Raw genomic sequence first — 17009 nt, 5'->3', positions numbered from 1 at the left:
CACACCATGCCAAAACTTCTCACATCCCTTCGCCTTCCCGCCCTGCTGCTCAGCACGCTCTGCCTCAGCACGCCCGCTCTTGCTGACGACAAGGCGCCGACAGCCACCGCCCAGATCGCACACGCCGGCTCGGAGGCCGGCGCCCGCCCGGCGCCCGACTTGCGCAAGCTGCCCGTAATCCGGCCGAAGATCGAGCTGTGGCCTGACCGCGTCGAAGTGGAAGGCAATGTCATGCCCTGGCAGGAAGTGCTGGTCTTTGCAGAAACCGGCGGGCTTCGCCTGACCAGTGTGCAGGTGAATATTGGCGACTTCGTACGTAAGGGCCAGGTGCTCGCCGTACTCGACACCGCCAGCGTCGAAACCGAGCTGGAAGCCGTCAACGCCCAGCTGATCGAAGCCAAGGCCACGCACAGTCAGGCCGAAGCCACCCTCGGCCGCGCCCAACGCCTGCTCCCCTCCGGCGGCGTCAGCCAGCAAGAACTCGCCCAGTACGAAACCCAGAAACAAACCGCCATCGCCCAGCTCGCCGTGGCGCGCACCCGCGTCAAGGCGCAGGAACGCAAACTCGAATCCGCCAAACTCCTCGCCCCGGACGATGGCCTGATCTCGGCCAGCACAGCGGCTGAGGGCGATATCGTGCGCACCGCCAGCGAGCTTTTTCGCCTGATCCGCCAGGCACGCCTCGAATGGCGCGCCGAAGTGCCAGGCAAAACACTGCTGCGCATCGAACCCGGTCAGGAAGTCGTCATCGCCAGCCCGCTGGGCGAAGAACTCAAAGGCCGGGTGCGTCGCGTCGCCCCCACCATCGACATCAAAACCCACACCGGCCTCGTCTACGTCGACCTGCCCGCCGACAGCCAGCTCAAAGCCGGCTTGCGCGTGACCGGCAGCCTCAGCACCACGCGCAAAGCGCTGGTCCTGCCGGCCGCCGCCATCCTTCACGACAAGGATGGCGACCGCGTCTTCACGCTTGAAAACAACCAGGTGCAGGCCATCAAAGTCAGCATCGGTCGCACTCAGGATGACAAGAAAGAAGTCATCGCCGCCGGCCTGAGCGAACGCAGCCGGGTGGTTGCGCGCGACCTGGAAGAACTCCTCCCGGAAAACCCGAAGGCCGAGCCAGCCGCACAAAAACCCGAAGCGCCAGCAAAATCCTGAGCCAAGGCGCGCTTGCCGGAATCAATCTGAGCTGGGGACGAGCGCGGCCTGCTGGCTGACCGTCCCGCCCAGCACCTGCCTGAAGATCCGCATGCAGCAAGGTTCTTAGGCAATGCATCGCAAAGATCGTTGTCAGCATTGGGCCTTGGGCATGCCTGCCCGGAGAGGGCTGCCCCATGCGGCTCTGCAGGCATACAAAAGTCCGGAAGGGTGGGCTCGGTGAGCCCACGCGCCAGCAGCAAAATGACCCAAACCGCGTGGGCACACCGTGCCCACCCTACAGTTTTCACTCTTCGCCGAAGGCTTCAGCGGATGAATCGCCCGCCCAATCAGACGCGCAGAGCCCCGTAGCCACATACCGGTGGAAGGACGACCACGGCCAACCAACTACACGCGTGGCATGACCGTGCTTGACCGGGTTGTAATGGATGTAATCCACCCAACGCGCAAAGTCTGCGTCGTCACGCAACGTGTGTTCGAAATAGCGGCGTTGCCACAAGGTGCTTTCCCGATGCTTTTCCTTGGAAGCGCTCATCCACGCCTCAATATGCAGGCTTTCACCGAGCGCCATGGAGACGCGCCGCTTGATCAACGACCAGCGCGTCGCAAAATCGCTATCGCCCGGTGGCAGTGTCCAGATGCAATGCAGGTGATCCGGCATCAGCACCCAGGCATCAATCGAGAAAGGATGTTTTTCGCGCGTACGCGTGATCGCCTCGCGCAAGGCTGCGCGAGCCGCAGCCTCAACAAGCCAGGGCTGCCGACGATAAGTGACGACGGTGAAGAAGAAGCTCCCTCCAGGCTGTACCGCACGACGGTAGTGGCTCATCCGTTCCCCCTATGCCATTCGTAGGGTGGGCTCGGTGAGCCCACGCTTCCGAACGTACATCAAAGAACTGCGTGGGCACACCGTGCCCACCCTACCGGGCTAAATTCAGCGCCTGAGCATGATACAAATATAGAGTGCAAACAAAAAGTCCAAATACATAGTAGAGTTCGCTTGTGAGGGTACCAGCTAGTGAGTGTTTTCGTTCCTGCTTTGCCTGCTCGAAAACTCAACAATAAAACATGGAAACGTCATGGCAACATCAAGCAAAATCACCAGTGCTGAGCAGGCATACGAGGATTCATATGCAGCACCACAGGATCCTCCCCCAGACATAGTTGTCTACAACGAACTGCGTTCATGCGCTGATCTATATAGACTCTACTCGAAGGGTCAGCTTGAGATCAAACCTGACTTTCAGCGGGATGTCGTCTGGAAATCCCCAGACAAGACCCGTTTTATCGATTCTTTGATGAAACAATTGCCAATACCGAGCATGTGTTTTGGGTACGACAACAGTACGGCCAAGTGGATTGTTATTGATGGTCTGCAACGGATGTCGTCCATTGTCGAGTTCTTGGACCCAAAATCAGAATGGAAGCTATCCAAACTGCCTGATATTGACCCGAAAATTGCGGGCGAACGAGTTAGCGCATTGCGGGACGCAACGTCTCCCTTACATGTCATGTATGAACGAGTTGAGAACCTGACCTTACCGGTGACGGTTCTGCGATGTGACTTCTCATCCGGGGAACACATGGAATATCTTTTTAAAATATTCCATCGCCTGAACGCGGGAGGGATTCGTTTAACGAACCAAGAAATTAGAAATTGCATCTACTCTGGAGATTTCAACTCTATGTTGATGACCCTAGACGACACCCCAAATTGGATCGAGGCAAAAAAATACATTACTGGGCGAAAAGATCGCTTTCGTTCCGTCGAACTAATCCTCCGTATCTTCGCCTTCCAAGATAATCTGGAATCCTACAATGGGAACCTCACAACGTTTTTGAACACTTTCATGAAATGCCATCGCTTAGATGGTGCAGCTCAAATTAAAAAATACAAAAGAAGGTTTGAGCAGGTTGCGGAGATATTTGTCACGAAGGTAGCAGAACACATCGAGAAGATCGGGTTTTCGCAGGCGGAGGCGTTACTTGTGGCCGTTGCGATAAACTCCAAATCTCTGTTGTCAAGTACGCCGCTTGCCATGAAGAAAAAGATCGGAAAGTTTTATAAAATTGAGTTACTACAGACAGCAGCATTGAGCTCTGATCTGTCGCGGACAGAACATGTCCAGCAGCGTATTAACGAAGCAATTCAAGCACTCAGTTGAGGAATCTGGATGTTATCGAATGCCCGCCTGCTGGCCTCGCTTGACATGCTTGAGTACTACTTCGGGAAAGTTACAAATCCGCCAGCCCCCCCGGCAAAGCCAGAACCTGGTCAGCCGAGCCAGTTTTGCAAATACGCCGCATTAGAGCTATGCGGATGGATTGAAGAGGCTCAAGACCACATTGCGGGACTATTCGCAGCCAGCCTGAAAACCGTTGAATGCAAGTCGCGGCTAACCGAGTTGATCGAAAAAAATTACGGCTTCGACATGTACCAAAATTTTATGCCAATGATGGCTTTTGTTATCGGCATGGAACGTTACGACCTGTTAATTTCAGATCTACGCTCTCCGGGAAGTCCATTCTACATTTTGGAATCAACCATCCAAAGCAACCAGTACAAAAAATTGCGGAACACTCACGCCCATACTCATTTCAATGAAGCTGAAGTTAAAAAATTAACTCACCTAAACTCCCCTGCTGTGGTGAAGAAGCATGCTGAATGCATCTACAAAGGATTTGATGTACTGGTTTCTGAGCTGAAAATCCGCAACCTGCTGTAGGCCGCAGATTCAGTACCCCTAATCCAATTTCCCACGGCGACCTTTTCGAACCTGACTAGCAAATTCGCCCATCAAAACAACAAAGCGGAATAATCACAACACCGGCGCCAGCCAGCGCTTGGCCTCGCCCTCGCTGAGGCCCGCGCGCACAGCCCAGTCCTTCAGCTGATCCTCACCGATCTTGCTCACCGCAAAATACTGCGCATCGGGGTGAGCCAGATAGAAGCCGCTGACCGCTGCCGCCGGGTTCATGGCGTAAGTTTCGGTCAGAGTCATGCCGATGGCTTCTTCAGGATTGAGTAGCTTGAAGATCTCGCCCTTGGCGGTGTGATCCGGGCAGGCCGGGTAGCTTGGCATCCGCGCAGGTAGCCCGACGATCATCCGCGTGGCATCGCCACAAGACGGCCGCCCTGCGCCCGGATGCCCGCAAAAACAGCCTCAGCCACATCCAGCGGAAAATCGCCGGGGAGCTGCGCAGCGACCTCGGCAAGCACGCGCTCTGTTGCATCCAGCGTTTCCTGGATCACGGACTCTGCCAGCTCACGCCCAAGCCCCAGCTGCTGGGCCATGGCAATCCAGTGACGGCGCTGGATCTGTTGCAGGCCGTAGTAATTTTCACTGCCACGAATGGCCATGGCGAGCTTGGCCTTGCTGGGCGGGAGCTTGTTTCTGCCTTTGCCCATAATCGGAAAAGCAGAGAGCACATCGTACAAAGGCGTGGCTTTGAAGCGCCCGCCAGGCAGCAGGAAGAGGCTGAAGTTTTTGGCATGGCCGTCGGTGGCGGCCAGCAGCCAGAAGACGATCTGCGTCTTGAAGAAGTTGCGGCGGTCTTGTGCGGCGGATTCTGAGCCCGCCAGGATGTTCATGATCGTGGCGATGCCGGGGCCGCCATCGGCCTGGTATTTGCGCAGGGGCGGCGTGCCGGTGGCCTGGCATAGATCCTCCTGCGGCAGGCGGATGATCCAGCTGGCATCGCTGGCGGGCCGGCGGTCGAAGCGCTCGACGACCAGAACCTTCTGATCCTCGAAGCGGGCAATTTCGCAGGCGGCACTCGGCAAACCGTAAGCGGCCACGATTTTTGAGCAGAGCCATTCATTTTCGACCGAGCTGCGCATGTCGGCCTGCATGTTGCCGACCAGCCCCAGCGGCAGCTTGAAGATATGCGTGGTGGGGGTGCTGCCATGTGGCAGGAGCCACTGCGCGCCTTGGCGCAGCAAGGCGGTTTTCTCCTGTGCGCCCGCAATCGACAGGCGCAGATCATCGCCACGCTCGTCCTGCCCGAGCGGCATGCCTGCGGTGACATTGCGCAGCAATTGTGCGATGCCCGCCTCATCAATTGCCTCGCCCTGAATGCTGTGCAGCGCCTCAGGTTCGAGATCAGGCGCCAGCAACTGGATGGCGCCGACACAATCGCGCCCAAGCGTTGCGAGCAGGTCGAAGGGCGCAACGCTCTCGGCCTTGTAGCGCCGCGCCAGACGCAGTCGGATCGCATCGCTGTCGGGCAACAGATTGTCAAAGAAGGCGGCAACCCGGTCGCCCTTCCAGACTTGATTGCCCGGCGTGAAGGGCAGCGAGAGCGACAAGGGGCGCCCTTGCTCATCGGCAATCCATTCCTCGAAATAGCCGAGCTGCTCGCCGCGTGAGGTGTGCTCCCAATAGCCCACAGGAAGACCGTTCATCCAGATATTCAGGCGCAGCAGGCGCGAGCTTCGTTTGGCCATGAGCTACCAGGCCTCCCGCTTTTTTGTTGCGCTACGGCCGTTCTTCGGCGCGCTGCGTGAAGGCTCGGCCGCTTGGTGCTGGCGCGCCTCAACGGAATGAAGTGGCACGGGGTAAGCGCTCGCGGCCTGCGGATCAGCGTCGGCCACAGAGCTCATGATCACCCTTGCATCAGCAAGCACCCACTCGACCCCCAACACCCGCAGCACTTTGAACAGACGCTCGACGCTGGCAGAGGCCGGATTGGTCTCCAACTGTGCATAGGTTTGCTGGGTCACCCCCAGCAGTTCGGCCAGCGCCGATTGCGTAAGCCCTCTGGACTTGCGGAAGCCGAGCAGGATCGGGCGCAATTGATCCAGCGTGGTAATCGGATAGTTCATGGAGGCCTCCTTGCGCACAGACTTTAAATACACACAATTAACTGTAAATCAAAAATACAGCTTTCGCACTGTTAATTTAAAAAACAGTCTATTAGCTGTAATTAAAATCAACAGCCTTTCTATGCATCAGTCTGCCCGAAAGGCGCGCGGCCCTAGCCTGCGAATCGAATCATAAAGGGCCGCAATCGCTGGAGACTGGTCACTCAAGGAGATGCCGTCTCTCCGATGTCGTTCCCGCGAAGGCGGGAATCCAGCGGCGTTCGCGAAGTCACTGGGTTCCCGCCGTCGCGGGAACGACGGGACTGTGATGTCAAATGACTTGAATGAACAAGGGCCGCAATCGCGGCCCTTGTTCATTTCACCAACTCAGAAAATCACAGCACTGGTGCCAACCAGCGCTTGGCCTCGCCCTCGCTGAAGCCCGCCCGCGCCGCCCAATCCTTCATCTGATCCTCACCGATCTTGCTTACGGCGAAGTACTGCGCATCGGGGTGGGCCAGGTAGAAGCCGCTGACCGCAGCCGCCGGACTCATGGCGTAGGTTTCGGTCAGGGTCATGCCGATGGCTTCTTCGGGATTGAGCAGCTTGAAGATCTCGCCCTTGGCGGTGTGATCCGGGCAGGCCGGGTAGCCGGGGGCGGGGCGCACGCCGACGTATTGCTCGGCTATCAGTGCATCCCGATCCAGCGCTTCGCCCGCCGCGTAGCCCCAGTAATCGGTGCGCACACGCTGATGCAGCCATTCGGCGGCAGCCTCGACGAAGCGGTCGGCGATGGCCTTGAGCATGATGGCGTGATAGTCGTCATGCACGGCTTCGTATTCGGCGACGCGCTTTTCCAGATTACGCCCGGCGCTGACGGCGAAAGCGCCGATGTAATCGGGCACGCCTGAATCTGCATCGGCGATGAAATCGCTGAGGCAGTAGTTGGGCTTGCCGGCCGGGCGTTCGTGCTGCTGGCGCAGGCCGCGCCAGGCGGCGATGATTTCGGTGCGCGATTCGTCCTTGTAGATCAACACGTCGTCATTCTGCGCAGCCGCCGGGAAGAGCCCGAAGACGGCATGGGCCTCAATCCAGCGTCCGTCGATGGCCTGCTTGAGCATCCTCTGCGCATCCTTGAAAACATTCGTCGCGGTTTCGCCCACCACCTTGTCCGTCAGGATCGCCGGATAGGCGCCGGCCAGATCCCAGGTCTGGAAGAAGGGCGCCCAGTCGATGTAGGGCTCCAGCGTGGCCAGATCGATGTTACGCAGACGCTGGATGCCGGCGCGTGCAGGCTTGGCCGGCACATAAGCCGCATCGCTGTTCCACTTGAATCGGTTGGCGCGCGCAGCGGCCAGCGACACCAGTTTCACGCCGGCCTTGGCGGCGTGCTGCTGGCGCACTTTTTCGTAATCCTCGGCCACTTCCGCAACGTACGCATCGCGGCCGTCGATGGACAGCAGGCTGGTCACGACGCCAACGGCGCGTGAGGCATCCGGCACGTACACGACGGGGTGTTCGTAGTGCGGCGCGATCTTGATGGCGGTGTGGGCGCGACTGGTGGTGGCGCCACCGATCAGCAGCGGCACAGAAAAGCCCTGACGCTGCATCTCGGCGGCGACATGGCTCATCTCTTCCAGCGAGGGCGTGATCAGGCCGGACAGGCCGATGATCTGCGCGCCATGTTCTTTCGCGGCGTGCAGGATCTTCTCGGTGGGCACCATCACGCCTAGGTCGATGACTTCGTAACCATTGCAGCTGAGCACGACGCCGACGATGTTCTTGCCGATGTCATGCACATCGCCCTTGACGGTCGCCATGATGACCGTACCCTTGCCGGCGGCACCGGTGCGCTTCTTCTCCTCCTCGATGAAGGGGATCAGGTGGGCCACGGCGGATTTCATGACGCGGGCGGATTTGACCACCTGCGGCAGGAACATCTTGCCGTCGCGGAACAGGTCGCCCACCACGGACATGCCGGCCATCAGCGGGCCTTCGATCACGGCCAGCGGCGGCTTGCCCTCGGCGAACAGCTTGGCACGAACTTCTTCGGTGTCTTCCACCACGAACTGGGTAATGCCCTTGACCAGCGCGTGCGACAGGCGCGCTTCGACGGTCCAGTCGCGCCAGGCCAGATCCTGCACGTTTTCCTTGGCCTGACCTTTGACGGTCTGGGCGAATTCGACGAGGCGCTCACCCGCATCAGGATGACGGTTCAATACGACGTCTTCCACCTTGTCGCGCAGCTCCGGCGCGAGATCGTCATACACGCCCAACTGGCCGGCGTTGACGATGCCCATGGTGAGGCCCGCCTTGATGGCGTGATACAGGAAGACGGTGTGGATCGCTTCGCGCACCGGATCATTGCCACGGAAGCTGAAGCTCACGTTGGACACGCCGCCGCTGGTCTTGGCGTAAGGCAGATTCGTGTGAATCCAGCGCACGGCTTCGATGAAGTCGACGGCGTAGTTGTTGTGCTCTTCGATGCCGGTGGCAATCGCGAAGATGTTCGCGTCGAAAATGATGTCTTCGGGCGGAAAGCCGATGCCCATCAGCAGATCGTAAGCGCGCTTGCAGATCTCCGTCTTGCGCTGATAGGTGTCGGCTTGGCCCTTTTCGTCGAAGGCCATCACCACGGCGGCCGCGCCATACTGCATGCACAATTTGGCGTGATGCAGGAACGCAGCTTCGCCTTCCTTCATCGAAATGGAATTGACGATGCCTTTACCCTGAATGCATTGCAGGCCGACTTCGATGATCTCCCACTTGGAAGAGTCGATCATGATCGGCACGCGCGCGATATCCGGCTCAACCGCGATGAGCTTGAGGAAGCGCTCCATCGCGGCCTTCGAATCCAGCATGGCTTCGTCCATGTTGATGTCGATGACCTGCGCGCCGTTCTCTACCTGCTGGCGGGCCACGGCCAGTGCATCGTCGAAGCGCCCTTCGAGAATCATGCGGGCGAAGGCCTTGGAGCCGGTGACGTTGTTGCGCTCGCCGACGTTCACGAACAGGCTGTCGGCGCCGATGCTGAAGGGTTCCAGGCCGGACAGGCGCTGGCGCACTTCGATTTCGGGAATGCTGCGCGGTTTGATCGTCGCCACGGCTTCCGAGATGGCACGGATATGCGCGGGCGTGGTGCCGCAGCAGCCACCGATGATGTTCAGGAAGCCGGCTTGTGCCCATTCCGTGATGTCGGCAGCGAGCTGTTCGGGCGTTTCGTCGTAGCCCGTGGGCGAGAGCGGATTGGGCAGGCCGGCATTCGGGTGAGCGGAGACAAAGCTGCTGCAGAAACCGGAGGTCTCGGCAACGTACTGACGCAGTTCCTTGGCGCCCAGCGCGCAATTGAAACCAAAGGAAATCGGCTTGGCATGTGCCAGCGAATTCCAGAAGGCTTCGGCGGTCTGGCCCGACAGGGTGCGGCCGGAGGCATCGGTGATGGTGCCGGAAATCATGATCGGCAGCGTGCGGCCCAGATCGGCGAAAAGCTTCTGCACGGCGAACACGGCGACCTTGGCGTTGAGCGTGTCAAACACGGTTTCGATCAGCAGGATGTCGGCGCCACCTTCCATCAGGGCCTTGGCGGACTGATAGTAATCCTCGGCCAACGCGTCGAAGCTGATGTTGCGATAGCCCGGATCATTCACGTCCGGAGAGATCGACAGGGTGCGCGATGTCGGTCCGATCACGCCGGCGCAGAAACGCGGCTTGGCGGGATCTTTAGCGGAGAATTCATCGCACAGCTGGCGCACCAGACGCGCGCCTTCGACGTTCAGCTCGTAGGTGATGTCTTCCAGCCCGTACTCGGCCTGCGACACGCGCGTGCCGTTGAAGGTGCAAGTCTCGATCAGGTCAGCACCGGCTTCCAGATAGGCGCGATGGATTTCAGCAATGACTTCCGGCTTGGTCAGCAGCAGCAGGTCGTTGTTGCCCTTGAGATCGCGATTGAAATCGGCAAAGCGCGTGCCGCGATAGTCGGCCTCGGTGAGCTTGTATTGCTGGATCTGGGTGCCCATGCCGCCATCCAGAATCAGGATGCGATGTTTGAGCAGGGCGGTCAGTTCAGTCGTGCGGTCGGCTTGCATGGGTCATTCTCCGGGCGTGTCAAACGCTCAGCAGTCAGAGGGGAAAAGCGGGGGAGTTTTCTGGCTCACCGGCGTTCCGCACGAGATCTGCATGAAGCGGTGAGCGCCGTTGAATCTGGCCCGCACCGGGTGCGGGTTCCGAGCCTGGGAATCTGGACAGATCCTCGCAGCGCTCCTCGGAAAGGACGGATTATCCCAGATAATTCATCAGGGTGCGAGATGATGGCGAGCCTGGGATCACAGTTGCGGACGCTTCTGCTGACCAGTCGCCGCTGCGCCGCCCAGGGTCTGCCCGTAGAGAATCCGGCTGCGGCGCACCTCAAGCAAAGTGCCTGCTACAGAAAACTGGGCGTCTACCTGCCACACTTCGGGGCGGTTCTGATCCAGCGGCCAGTGCCATAGCTCGCCAGATTCGCGCCCCTCAATCCACCCCGGCCGCCCCAGCGCACGCCTCACCTGATCACGGCTCATGCCTGGCTGCAAGGCCTCGACATTGGCTTCGGTCAGCACTTGCTGCAGGCTCATCAGGATTCCGTTCGGTGCCACACGCGCCATGAAATTTCCGCCGCCCTTCGGTATCCGCGCAAACTCCAACTGCAAACTGCCATCACCCTCTGACCACACCATGCTCGGCTCGCCCATCTGATCCAGCAGCTGCGGCATCGTCGCCTTGCCCGGCTCCAGGCCATGCGAGGCCGGTCCGCAGGCACTCAGCACGCAGACCAGCAAGAACAGGGATGAGAGGATTATGCTTCGCACGTTTCACCACGTAGACCACAGGAGATAATGCCCAGCCTAGCGCAGGGCCGGGTCGCCAAGCTATGCGTGTATTCCCCGAGCCGCGTGGCGCGGAAATTGCATGACTCATGACGGCAAGCGATGCCTGAAGAGGCGCACAGGGCGGCCTTCTGCAGCATGGCATGCTGAAGAGGCAAGCTGCGAGCGGATCTGCAGCACGGGTCGTCCAATTTTCGAACGGCTTGGCTGACAAGCAGCACGCAGCTTTTTGTTGTGTACCATCCGTCATCAGGCTCACCCGGCCTGACATTCCGCAAGGCATGCGCAGCACCCACCTATCCAAGGAGACCATCCAGATGAAGAAGACTGTGATCGCACTGGCCGTACTGAGCTTTGCTTCGGGCCTGGCCCAGGCGCAGGAAGTAATCGTGAAGATCGGCCACGTCGGCCCGCTGACCGGCAACGTCGCCCACATGGGCAAGGACAATGAGAACGGCGCGCGTCTGGCCCTGGAGGAATACAACGCCAAGGGCGTGATGATCGATGGCAAGAAGGTTAAATTCGAACTCATCGGAGAAGACGACGCTGCCGACCCGAAGACCGGCAACATCGTCGCACAACGCCTTGTGGATGCAGGCGTCAAGGGCATCATTGGTCACCTGAATTCCGGCACCACCATCCCGGCTTCGCGCATTTACAACCAGGCCGGCATCCCGATGGTTTCGCCCTCGGCTACCAATGTGACGCTGACCCAGCAGGGCTTTCCCTACATCTTCCGCACCATGGCCAACGATGCCCAGCAAGGCAGCGTGATCGGTAAATATGCGGCGACCAAACTGGGCAAGAAAGTTGCGATCATTGACGACCGCACGGCCTACGGCCAAGGCCTGGCCGATGAAGTGGAAAAAGGCGTGAAGGGCAATGGCGGCACGCTGACGTCCCGCGAATTCACAACCAATCAAGCCACCGATTTCGCCGCCATCCTCACCAAGATCAAGGCCAAGAACCCGGACGTGATCGTCTATGCCGGCATGGATGCGCAGGGCGGCCCGATGCTCAAGCAGATCAAGCAGCTCGGCATCAAGGCAAAGTTCGTCACCGGCGATGGTGGCTGCACGCCTGAATTCATCAAACTGGCGGGTGATGCCATGAGCGACGCAGCGTACTGCTCGCAAGCCGGCCTGCCGCTGGAACAACTCTCTGACAAGGGCTTCAAGGATCGCTTCAAGAAGCGCTTCAACGTGGATATCCAGAATTACGCACCCTACGCCTACGATGCCGCTGCCGCGATCATCGAAGGCATGAAGGCCGCCAATTCGTCCGATCCGGTCAAGTACCTGCCTGCGCTGAAAAAGGTTCAGTTCAAGGGCGTGACGGGCAATGTTGCCTTTGACGAAAAGGGTGACACCAAGTTTGGCGCCATCACCATGTATCAATTCAAAGCAGGCACCTGGGCCGCGTTGAAGTAAGCTCGCGCTTGAGCACAGAAACGGGGCGCCATGATTGTTGCGCCCCGTTTTTGTGCAATGCACTCTTGATCTTGATTAATGCCCGGTTTGTTCGAGGTGTGGACAATCGCCCCCCTTTGAGGCTGTTCATGAGCTATAGCGAGAGACCGTCAGCAGGGTGAAGAGCAGCGCAGGAACCGGAATGTATGTTGATACATGAGGATTCCGAGCCGCGCATGAGCCCTGATCACGGCCTCGCAGTAAGATCATGAACCGCCTCTAGCACTTTGGTACTATCGCCAGCCATGGAAACCCTGCTCCAGCAAATCATTAACGGCCTCGTCGTCGGCAGCGTATATGCGCTCGTCGCCTTGGGTTACACCATGGTCTACGGCATTCTGGGCCTGATCAACTTTGCCCATGGTGACGTACTCATGGTAGGCGCGCTGGTCGCGCTGCAAGTCGTCGTTTTCGTACAGAAGACCTGGCCTGCCCTCGGCGCGATTCCTGTGCTGCTGATCGGCCTCAGCGTCGCCATGATCGTGTGCATGGCGATGGGCTATATTATCGAGCGCACCGCCTATCGACGATTACGCAATGCGCCACGCCTTGCGCCGCTGATCACCGCCATCGGCATGTCCTTCCTGCTGCAAACCCTGGCCATGATCATCTGGGGACGCAATTACCACAGCTTCCCGCAACTGATTTCCACCACACCGCTGCAGCCTGTCGACGGTGTATTCATCACGCCAGTGCAGATCATCATCCTGATCAGCTCGGCATTCCTGATGCTGGCCCTGACCCTGCTGGTGAACAAGACCCGGCTGGGCCGCGCCATGCGTGCCACGGCCGAGAATCACCGCGTTGCCAGCCTGATGGGCGTGGACACCAACAAGATCATTTCGACGACCTTCATCATCGGCTCCGGCCTCGCCGCCATTGCCGGCGTGATGTACGCCTCGAATTACGGCGTGGCGCACTACGCAATGGGCTTCGCTCCCGGCATCAAGGCCTTCACGGCGGCGGTGCTGGGCGGCATCGGTAATCTGGGTGGCGCCATGGTGGGAGGTCTGGTGCTCGGCCTGGTCGAATCCATCGGTGCCGGCTATCTGGGATCGGCTACCGATCTGTGCCATCTGCCGCTGTGGGCTCAGTCAATTTCGCTGCAGGAAACCTGCGCCAATGGTGGCCACTTTGAACTGCTGTCGAGCAACTATCAGGACATCTTTGCCTTTGTCATTCTCGGCATCGTCCTGATCTTCCGCCCCACCGGGCTGCTCGGCGAACGCGTTTCTGATCGCGCATAAGCACCAACTCTCGGGACTCCCCATATGAACGAACTCGCTGTCGCGATTCCCTGGCTCGGTAGCCGTAACCCCAAGGCCGCACGCGGCGTGGTGCTGGCGCTGATGCTGATCGCCCCGCTGATTGCCGCAATGGTCGGTAACACCTGGGTGCGCATTCTGGATTTCGCCTTGCTCTACGTGATGCTGGCGCTGGGCCTGAATCTGGTTGTCGGCTTCGCCGGACTGCTCGATCTGGGCTACATCGCCTTCTACGCGGTGGGCGCCTACACCTGGGCCTTTCTCGCCTCGCCACATTTCGGCCTGCATCTGCCCTTCTGGCTCGTGTTGCCGGCAGGCGCCGGCTTTGCCGCATTGGCCGGGCTGATCCTCGGTGCGCCAGTACTGCGCCTGCGGGGGGATTATCTGGCCATCGTCACGCTGGGTTTCGGCGAGATCGTGCGCATTTTCATGAACAACCTGAATTACCCGATCAACATCACCAACGGGCCGCAGGGCGTGAACATGCTCGACACCCTGAACCTGTTCGGCTGGGATGTTTCACGCCATATCCCGATCACCGACAACTTCAAGATCAATTCACTGGTGATGTTCTATTACGTCTTCCTGCTCTTCGTGGTCGGCTCGGTAATCGTCATCCGCCGCTTGCAGGTCTCGCGTATCGGCCGTGGCTGGGCGGCGATTCGCGATGACGAACTGGCGGCCAAGGCCATCGGTATCAACACGCGCAACATGAAGCTGCTGGCCTTCGCCATGGGCGCCACTTTCGGCGGCGTGGCCGGCGGCCTGTTCGGCAGTTTTCAGGGCTTCGTCTCACCGGAATCCTTCTCGCTGATGGAATCCATCGCCATTCTGACCATGGTCGTCTTCGGCGGCATGGGCAATCTGGGCGGCGTAATCCTCGGCGCCATCGCCCTGTCGCTGCTGCCGGAAATCCTGCGCAGCGTTGCCCTGCCGGTGCAACAAGCCGTCTTCGGCCAGGTGATTCTCGACCCCGAAGTGCTGCGTATGTTGCTGCTGTCATTGGCCATGATCTTCATGATGCTGCTACGCCCGGCCGGTCTGCTGCCCGCCCATGCCCGCTACTCCCGCCCTGAACTGGCGAAGACCGGGAGGGTTACGGAATGAGTATCAGCCTGCTCGAAGCCCAGAACATCAGCAAACGCTTCGGCGGCCTCACCGCGCTGTCGGATGTTTCGCTGAGCATCCGCAAAGGCGAGATCTACGGCCTGATTGGCCCCAACGGTGCGGGCAAGACCACCCTCTTCAATGTGCTGACCGGCGCCTACACACCGGATGGCGGCGAATTCATCTTTGCCGGCAGCGAACTGCCAACCGGCACGCCACATGTGGTGGTGGCGCGCGGTATTGCGCGCACTTTCCAGAATATCCGCCTGTTCCGTGAAATGACCGCGCTGGAAAACGTGATGGCCGGCCACCACCTGCGCTCGGATTCGAGCCTGTGGGGCATCCTCACCCAGAACCGCCACGCCCGCGAAGAAGAACGCCTGATCACCGAGCGCGCCTTCGAAATGCTGCGCTATGTGGGCATCGAACATCACGCGACAACGGTGTCACGCAACCTCTCCTATGGCGATCAGCGCCGTCTGGAAATCGCCCGGGCGCTGGCCACCGAACCGCAACTGCTGGCCCTGGATGAACCGGCGGCCGGCATGAACGCCACCGAAACCGGCCAGCTGCGCGAGCTGATTTCGACGATCCGTCAGGATGGCGTCACCGTGCTGCTGATCGAACATGACGTGAAACTGGTGATGGGCCTGTGCGACCGCGTGGCGGTACTGAATTTCGGCAAGAAAATCGCCGAAGATGTGCCTGCCGTGGTCCAGAAAAATCCTGACGTCATCGAAGCCTATCTGGGGAGCGGTCACCATGGCCACTGAACAAAAAGCGCCCATCCTGCAACTCAAGGATGTGCAGATTGCCTACGGCCAGATCCAGGCGGTCAAGGGTGTCAATCTCGAAGTCTGCAGCGGCGAGCTGGTGTGCCTGATCGGCGCCAACGGCGCGGGCAAGACCACCACCCTGAACGCCATCGCCGGCCTCCTGCCGACCAAGGGCGGCGAGCTGATCTATCAGGGCGTGAACATCAACACCCTGCCCACGCACTTGCGCCTGCGTCAGGGGATCGCACTGGTGCCGGAAGGGCGCGGCATCTTCACGCGCCTGACGGTGGAAGAAAACCTGCGCATGGGCGCCTATACGCGCGACGATCAGGAGGGCATCGAAGCCGATCTGGAACGCGTCTTCAGCATGCTGCCGCGCGTGAAGGAACGCCTCGCCCAGGTCGCCGGCACCCTGTCGGGCGGCGAACAGCAGATGGTCGCCATCGGCCGCGCGCTGCTGTCGCGGCCGAAACTGCTGCTGCTGGATGAACCGTCGATGGGCCTGGCCCCGCTGGTCATCGAGACGATCTTCGAAGTCGTCCAGACCGTGGTGAAGGAAGGCATGAGCATCCTGCTGGTGGAGCAGAATGCCAACTTGGCGCTGGCCTTTTCGCAACGCGGCTACGTCATGGATGGCGGCCTGATCACCCTCTCCGGTACGGGCGAAGCCCTGCTGAACGACCCCAAGGTCCGCAGTGCCTATCTGGGCGAAGTCGAGGCCTGATCAAGCCGGCCTTGTAGGTGCGACTTCAGTCGCACGCCGAGCGTGGGTGGCCGACTGAAGTCGGCCCTACGAAAATCGGGTCGCGCTGTCCGAAAAACACTCAGGCTCTGAATGGCCAATTTCGAGGCCTGCCTGCACAGCCGCACCCAGCAAGGCTCTGCAAGCATGCATTCCGGAGAAGCAATCTGGGAGCGGCTCTTCAGGCGGCCTGACCTGCGACATAATGCAGCGCCTGCTCCACCGGCACTATTGCCGCCGGCCCGCCATACACATCGATGGCATTGATCAGCACGCTCACCTTGTAGCCGCGCACCATCGCGCTGCGGGCCGTGCGGTGAATGTCGAACTCCGGCCCGCCGCCGGCCAGATACAGCTCATCGACTTTCAGAGCGAGCAGGAATGCCTCGAATTCCTCGCTCTCGAACGCATCCTTTTCCGTTACGTAGAACATCGGCAAAGCCGCCTGCTCCGAGAAGTCCATCGCCCGCAGCCTGCCACTCCAGCCCGCTGAAGGGCCGCGCATCACGGCGCTCTCCACACCCACCACCTCAAGCCCGGCATCCCGTGCAGCGGCCACATGCGCAGCCAGATGGGCCTGCACCGCGCCCTGCTGCGCAGCGGGCTCCAGCACCACCAGCGCCTTGCGCGCCTGCCGGTACGGGCCGATCTGCCCCTGCCGTCCGGTTGAGGACCGCCAGGCCAGCCAGGCCAGAAAAAACAACAACTGCAGGAAGGCAAAACTCAGGAGTTCAGGCAGGTGCGGAAACATGATGAATGGGTCACTGTCAGATATTGATGAAGTCGGAGAAGACACTTCAATCAAGACCATCCCCGCGCAATCTGC

Annotated in this window: 14 protein-coding genes, 2 pseudogenes and 1 riboswitch; of the genes and pseudogenes, 9 read left to right on the top strand and 7 right to left on the bottom strand. The window is 59.8% G+C overall.

Going from position 1 to position 17009, the window contains the following annotated elements:
• The first annotated feature begins 6 nt into the window (after positions 1 to 6).
• Complete coding sequence (locus ABXR19_RS04770) at positions 7 to 1158, top strand: efflux RND transporter periplasmic adaptor subunit (RefSeq protein WP_354599951.1); 1152 nt, start codon at positions 7 to 9, stop codon at positions 1156 to 1158.
• Positions 1159 to 1444: 286 nt separating this feature from the next.
• Here the strand turns inward: ABXR19_RS04770 and ABXR19_RS04765 are convergent, their stop codons facing one another.
• Positions 1445 to 1987, bottom strand: coding sequence for an REP-associated tyrosine transposase (locus ABXR19_RS04765; RefSeq protein ID WP_354599950.1), 543 nt, complete (start codon positions 1985 to 1987; stop codon positions 1445 to 1447).
• 250 nt (positions 1988 to 2237) lie between these two features.
• On the opposite strand from ABXR19_RS04765, the gene ABXR19_RS04760 reads away from it, so the two are divergent.
• Positions 2238 to 3323, top strand: a complete 1086-nt coding sequence (locus ABXR19_RS04760; protein WP_354599949.1) for a GmrSD restriction endonuclease domain-containing protein — start codon at positions 2238 to 2240, stop codon at positions 3321 to 3323.
• A gap of 9 nt (positions 3324 to 3332) precedes the next feature.
• Positions 3333 to 3884, top strand: a complete 552-nt coding sequence (locus ABXR19_RS04755; RefSeq protein WP_354599948.1) for a hypothetical protein — start codon at positions 3333 to 3335, stop codon at positions 3882 to 3884.
• A gap of 93 nt (positions 3885 to 3977) precedes the next feature.
• On the opposite strand, the pseudogene ABXR19_RS04750 reads toward ABXR19_RS04755, so the two are convergent.
• The 5 genes and pseudogenes from ABXR19_RS04750 to bamE all read right to left on the bottom strand — a co-directional run.
• Positions 3978 to 4238: pseudogene (locus tag ABXR19_RS04750) on the bottom strand (vitamin B12 dependent-methionine synthase activation domain-containing protein); the annotation flags it as partial.
• Between the two features lie 23 nt (positions 4239 to 4261).
• On the bottom strand, positions 4262 to 5605 hold the full coding sequence (locus ABXR19_RS04745) for a type II toxin-antitoxin system HipA family toxin (RefSeq protein ID WP_354599946.1): 1344 nt from the start codon (positions 5603 to 5605) through the stop codon (positions 4262 to 4264).
• Positions 5606 to 5608: 3 nt separating this feature from the next.
• Positions 5609 to 5983: a helix-turn-helix transcriptional regulator gene (locus tag ABXR19_RS04740; protein ID WP_354599945.1), complete on the bottom strand. Its 375-nt coding sequence runs from the start codon at positions 5981 to 5983 to the stop codon at positions 5609 to 5611.
• A gap of 374 nt (positions 5984 to 6357) precedes the next feature.
• Complete coding sequence (gene metH / locus ABXR19_RS04735; protein WP_354599944.1) at positions 6358 to 10047, bottom strand: methionine synthase; 3690 nt, start codon at positions 10045 to 10047, stop codon at positions 6358 to 6360.
• A gap of 94 nt (positions 10048 to 10141) precedes the next feature.
• Positions 10142 to 10231: riboswitch (S-adenosyl-L-homocysteine riboswitch) on the bottom strand.
• 53 nt (positions 10232 to 10284) lie between these two features.
• Complete coding sequence (gene bamE, locus ABXR19_RS04730; protein ID WP_354599943.1) at positions 10285 to 10806, bottom strand: outer membrane protein assembly factor BamE domain-containing protein; 522 nt, start codon at positions 10804 to 10806, stop codon at positions 10285 to 10287.
• 335 nt (positions 10807 to 11141) lie between these two features.
• On the opposite strand from bamE, the gene ABXR19_RS04725 reads away from it, so the two are divergent.
• From ABXR19_RS04725 to ABXR19_RS04705, 6 genes and pseudogenes are all read left to right on the top strand, one after another.
• The gene (locus ABXR19_RS04725) at positions 11142 to 12254 is read left to right on the top strand and encodes a branched-chain amino acid ABC transporter substrate-binding protein (RefSeq protein WP_354599942.1); all 1113 of its coding nucleotides are present in this window, start codon (positions 11142 to 11144) and stop codon (positions 12252 to 12254) included.
• Positions 12255 to 12538: 284 nt separating this feature from the next.
• Positions 12539 to 13540, top strand: coding sequence for a branched-chain amino acid ABC transporter permease (locus ABXR19_RS04720; RefSeq protein ID WP_354599941.1), 1002 nt, complete (start codon positions 12539 to 12541; stop codon positions 13538 to 13540).
• 24 nt (positions 13541 to 13564) lie between these two features.
• Positions 13565 to 14665 (top strand): ABC transporter permease subunit, encoded by a 1101-nt coding sequence (locus tag ABXR19_RS04715; RefSeq protein ID WP_354599940.1) that lies wholly within the window; start codon positions 13565 to 13567, stop codon positions 14663 to 14665.
• Positions 14666 to 14733: 68 nt separating this feature from the next.
• Positions 14734 to 15192 (top strand): annotated as a pseudogene (locus ABXR19_RS19680) (ABC transporter ATP-binding protein); the annotation flags it as partial.
• Between the two features lie 18 nt (positions 15193 to 15210).
• A complete protein-coding gene (locus ABXR19_RS19675; RefSeq protein ID WP_435594298.1) occupies positions 15211 to 15438 on the top strand; it encodes an ABC transporter ATP-binding protein C-terminal domain-containing protein in 228 nt (75 codons plus the stop codon).
• Entirely contained in the window at positions 15428 to 16165 is a 738-nt protein-coding gene (locus ABXR19_RS04705) for an ABC transporter ATP-binding protein (protein WP_354599938.1), read from the top strand. Before ABXR19_RS19675 ends, ABXR19_RS04705 begins: the two co-directional genes overlap by 11 nt.
• A gap of 199 nt (positions 16166 to 16364) precedes the next feature.
• Here the strand turns inward: ABXR19_RS04705 and ABXR19_RS04700 are convergent, their stop codons facing one another.
• Positions 16365 to 16934: an isochorismatase family protein gene (locus ABXR19_RS04700; protein ID WP_354599937.1), complete on the bottom strand. Its 570-nt coding sequence runs from the start codon at positions 16932 to 16934 to the stop codon at positions 16365 to 16367.
• Positions 16935 to 17009 lie beyond the last annotated feature (75 nt).

This window comes from Uliginosibacterium flavum, assembly GCF_040566545.1.
GTDB lineage: Bacteria > Pseudomonadota > Gammaproteobacteria > Burkholderiales > Rhodocyclaceae > Uliginosibacterium > Uliginosibacterium flavum.
Note: the sequence above shows the minus strand (reverse complement) of the source record. Positions and strands in the feature narration are given on the sequence as shown.

Coding starts and splice junctions, on each gene's coding strand:
- ABXR19_RS04770 (WP_354599951.1), top strand. CDS start 7: ATGCCAAAACTTCTCACATCCCTTCGCCTTCCCGCCCTGCTGCTCAGC.
- ABXR19_RS04765 (WP_354599950.1), bottom strand. CDS start 1,987: ATGAGCCACTACCGTCGTGCGGTACAGCCTGGAGGGAGCTTCTTCTTC.
- ABXR19_RS04760 (WP_354599949.1), top strand. CDS start 2,238: ATGGCAACATCAAGCAAAATCACCAGTGCTGAGCAGGCATACGAGGAT.
- ABXR19_RS04755 (WP_354599948.1), top strand. CDS start 3,333: ATGTTATCGAATGCCCGCCTGCTGGCCTCGCTTGACATGCTTGAGTAC.
- ABXR19_RS04745 (WP_354599946.1), bottom strand. CDS start 5,605: ATGGCCAAACGAAGCTCGCGCCTGCTGCGCCTGAATATCTGGATGAAC.
- ABXR19_RS04740 (WP_354599945.1), bottom strand. CDS start 5,983: ATGAACTATCCGATTACCACGCTGGATCAATTGCGCCCGATCCTGCTC.
- metH (WP_354599944.1), bottom strand. CDS start 10,047: ATGCAAGCCGACCGCACGACTGAACTGACCGCCCTGCTCAAACATCGC.
- ABXR19_RS04725 (WP_354599942.1), top strand. CDS start 11,142: ATGAAGAAGACTGTGATCGCACTGGCCGTACTGAGCTTTGCTTCGGGC.
- ABXR19_RS04720 (WP_354599941.1), top strand. CDS start 12,539: ATGGAAACCCTGCTCCAGCAAATCATTAACGGCCTCGTCGTCGGCAGC.
- ABXR19_RS04715 (WP_354599940.1), top strand. CDS start 13,565: ATGAACGAACTCGCTGTCGCGATTCCCTGGCTCGGTAGCCGTAACCCC.
- ABXR19_RS19675 (WP_435594298.1), top strand. CDS start 15,211: ATGAACGCCACCGAAACCGGCCAGCTGCGCGAGCTGATTTCGACGATC.
- ABXR19_RS04705 (WP_354599938.1), top strand. CDS start 15,428: ATGGCCACTGAACAAAAAGCGCCCATCCTGCAACTCAAGGATGTGCAG.
- ABXR19_RS04700 (WP_354599937.1), bottom strand. CDS start 16,934: ATGTTTCCGCACCTGCCTGAACTCCTGAGTTTTGCCTTCCTGCAGTTG.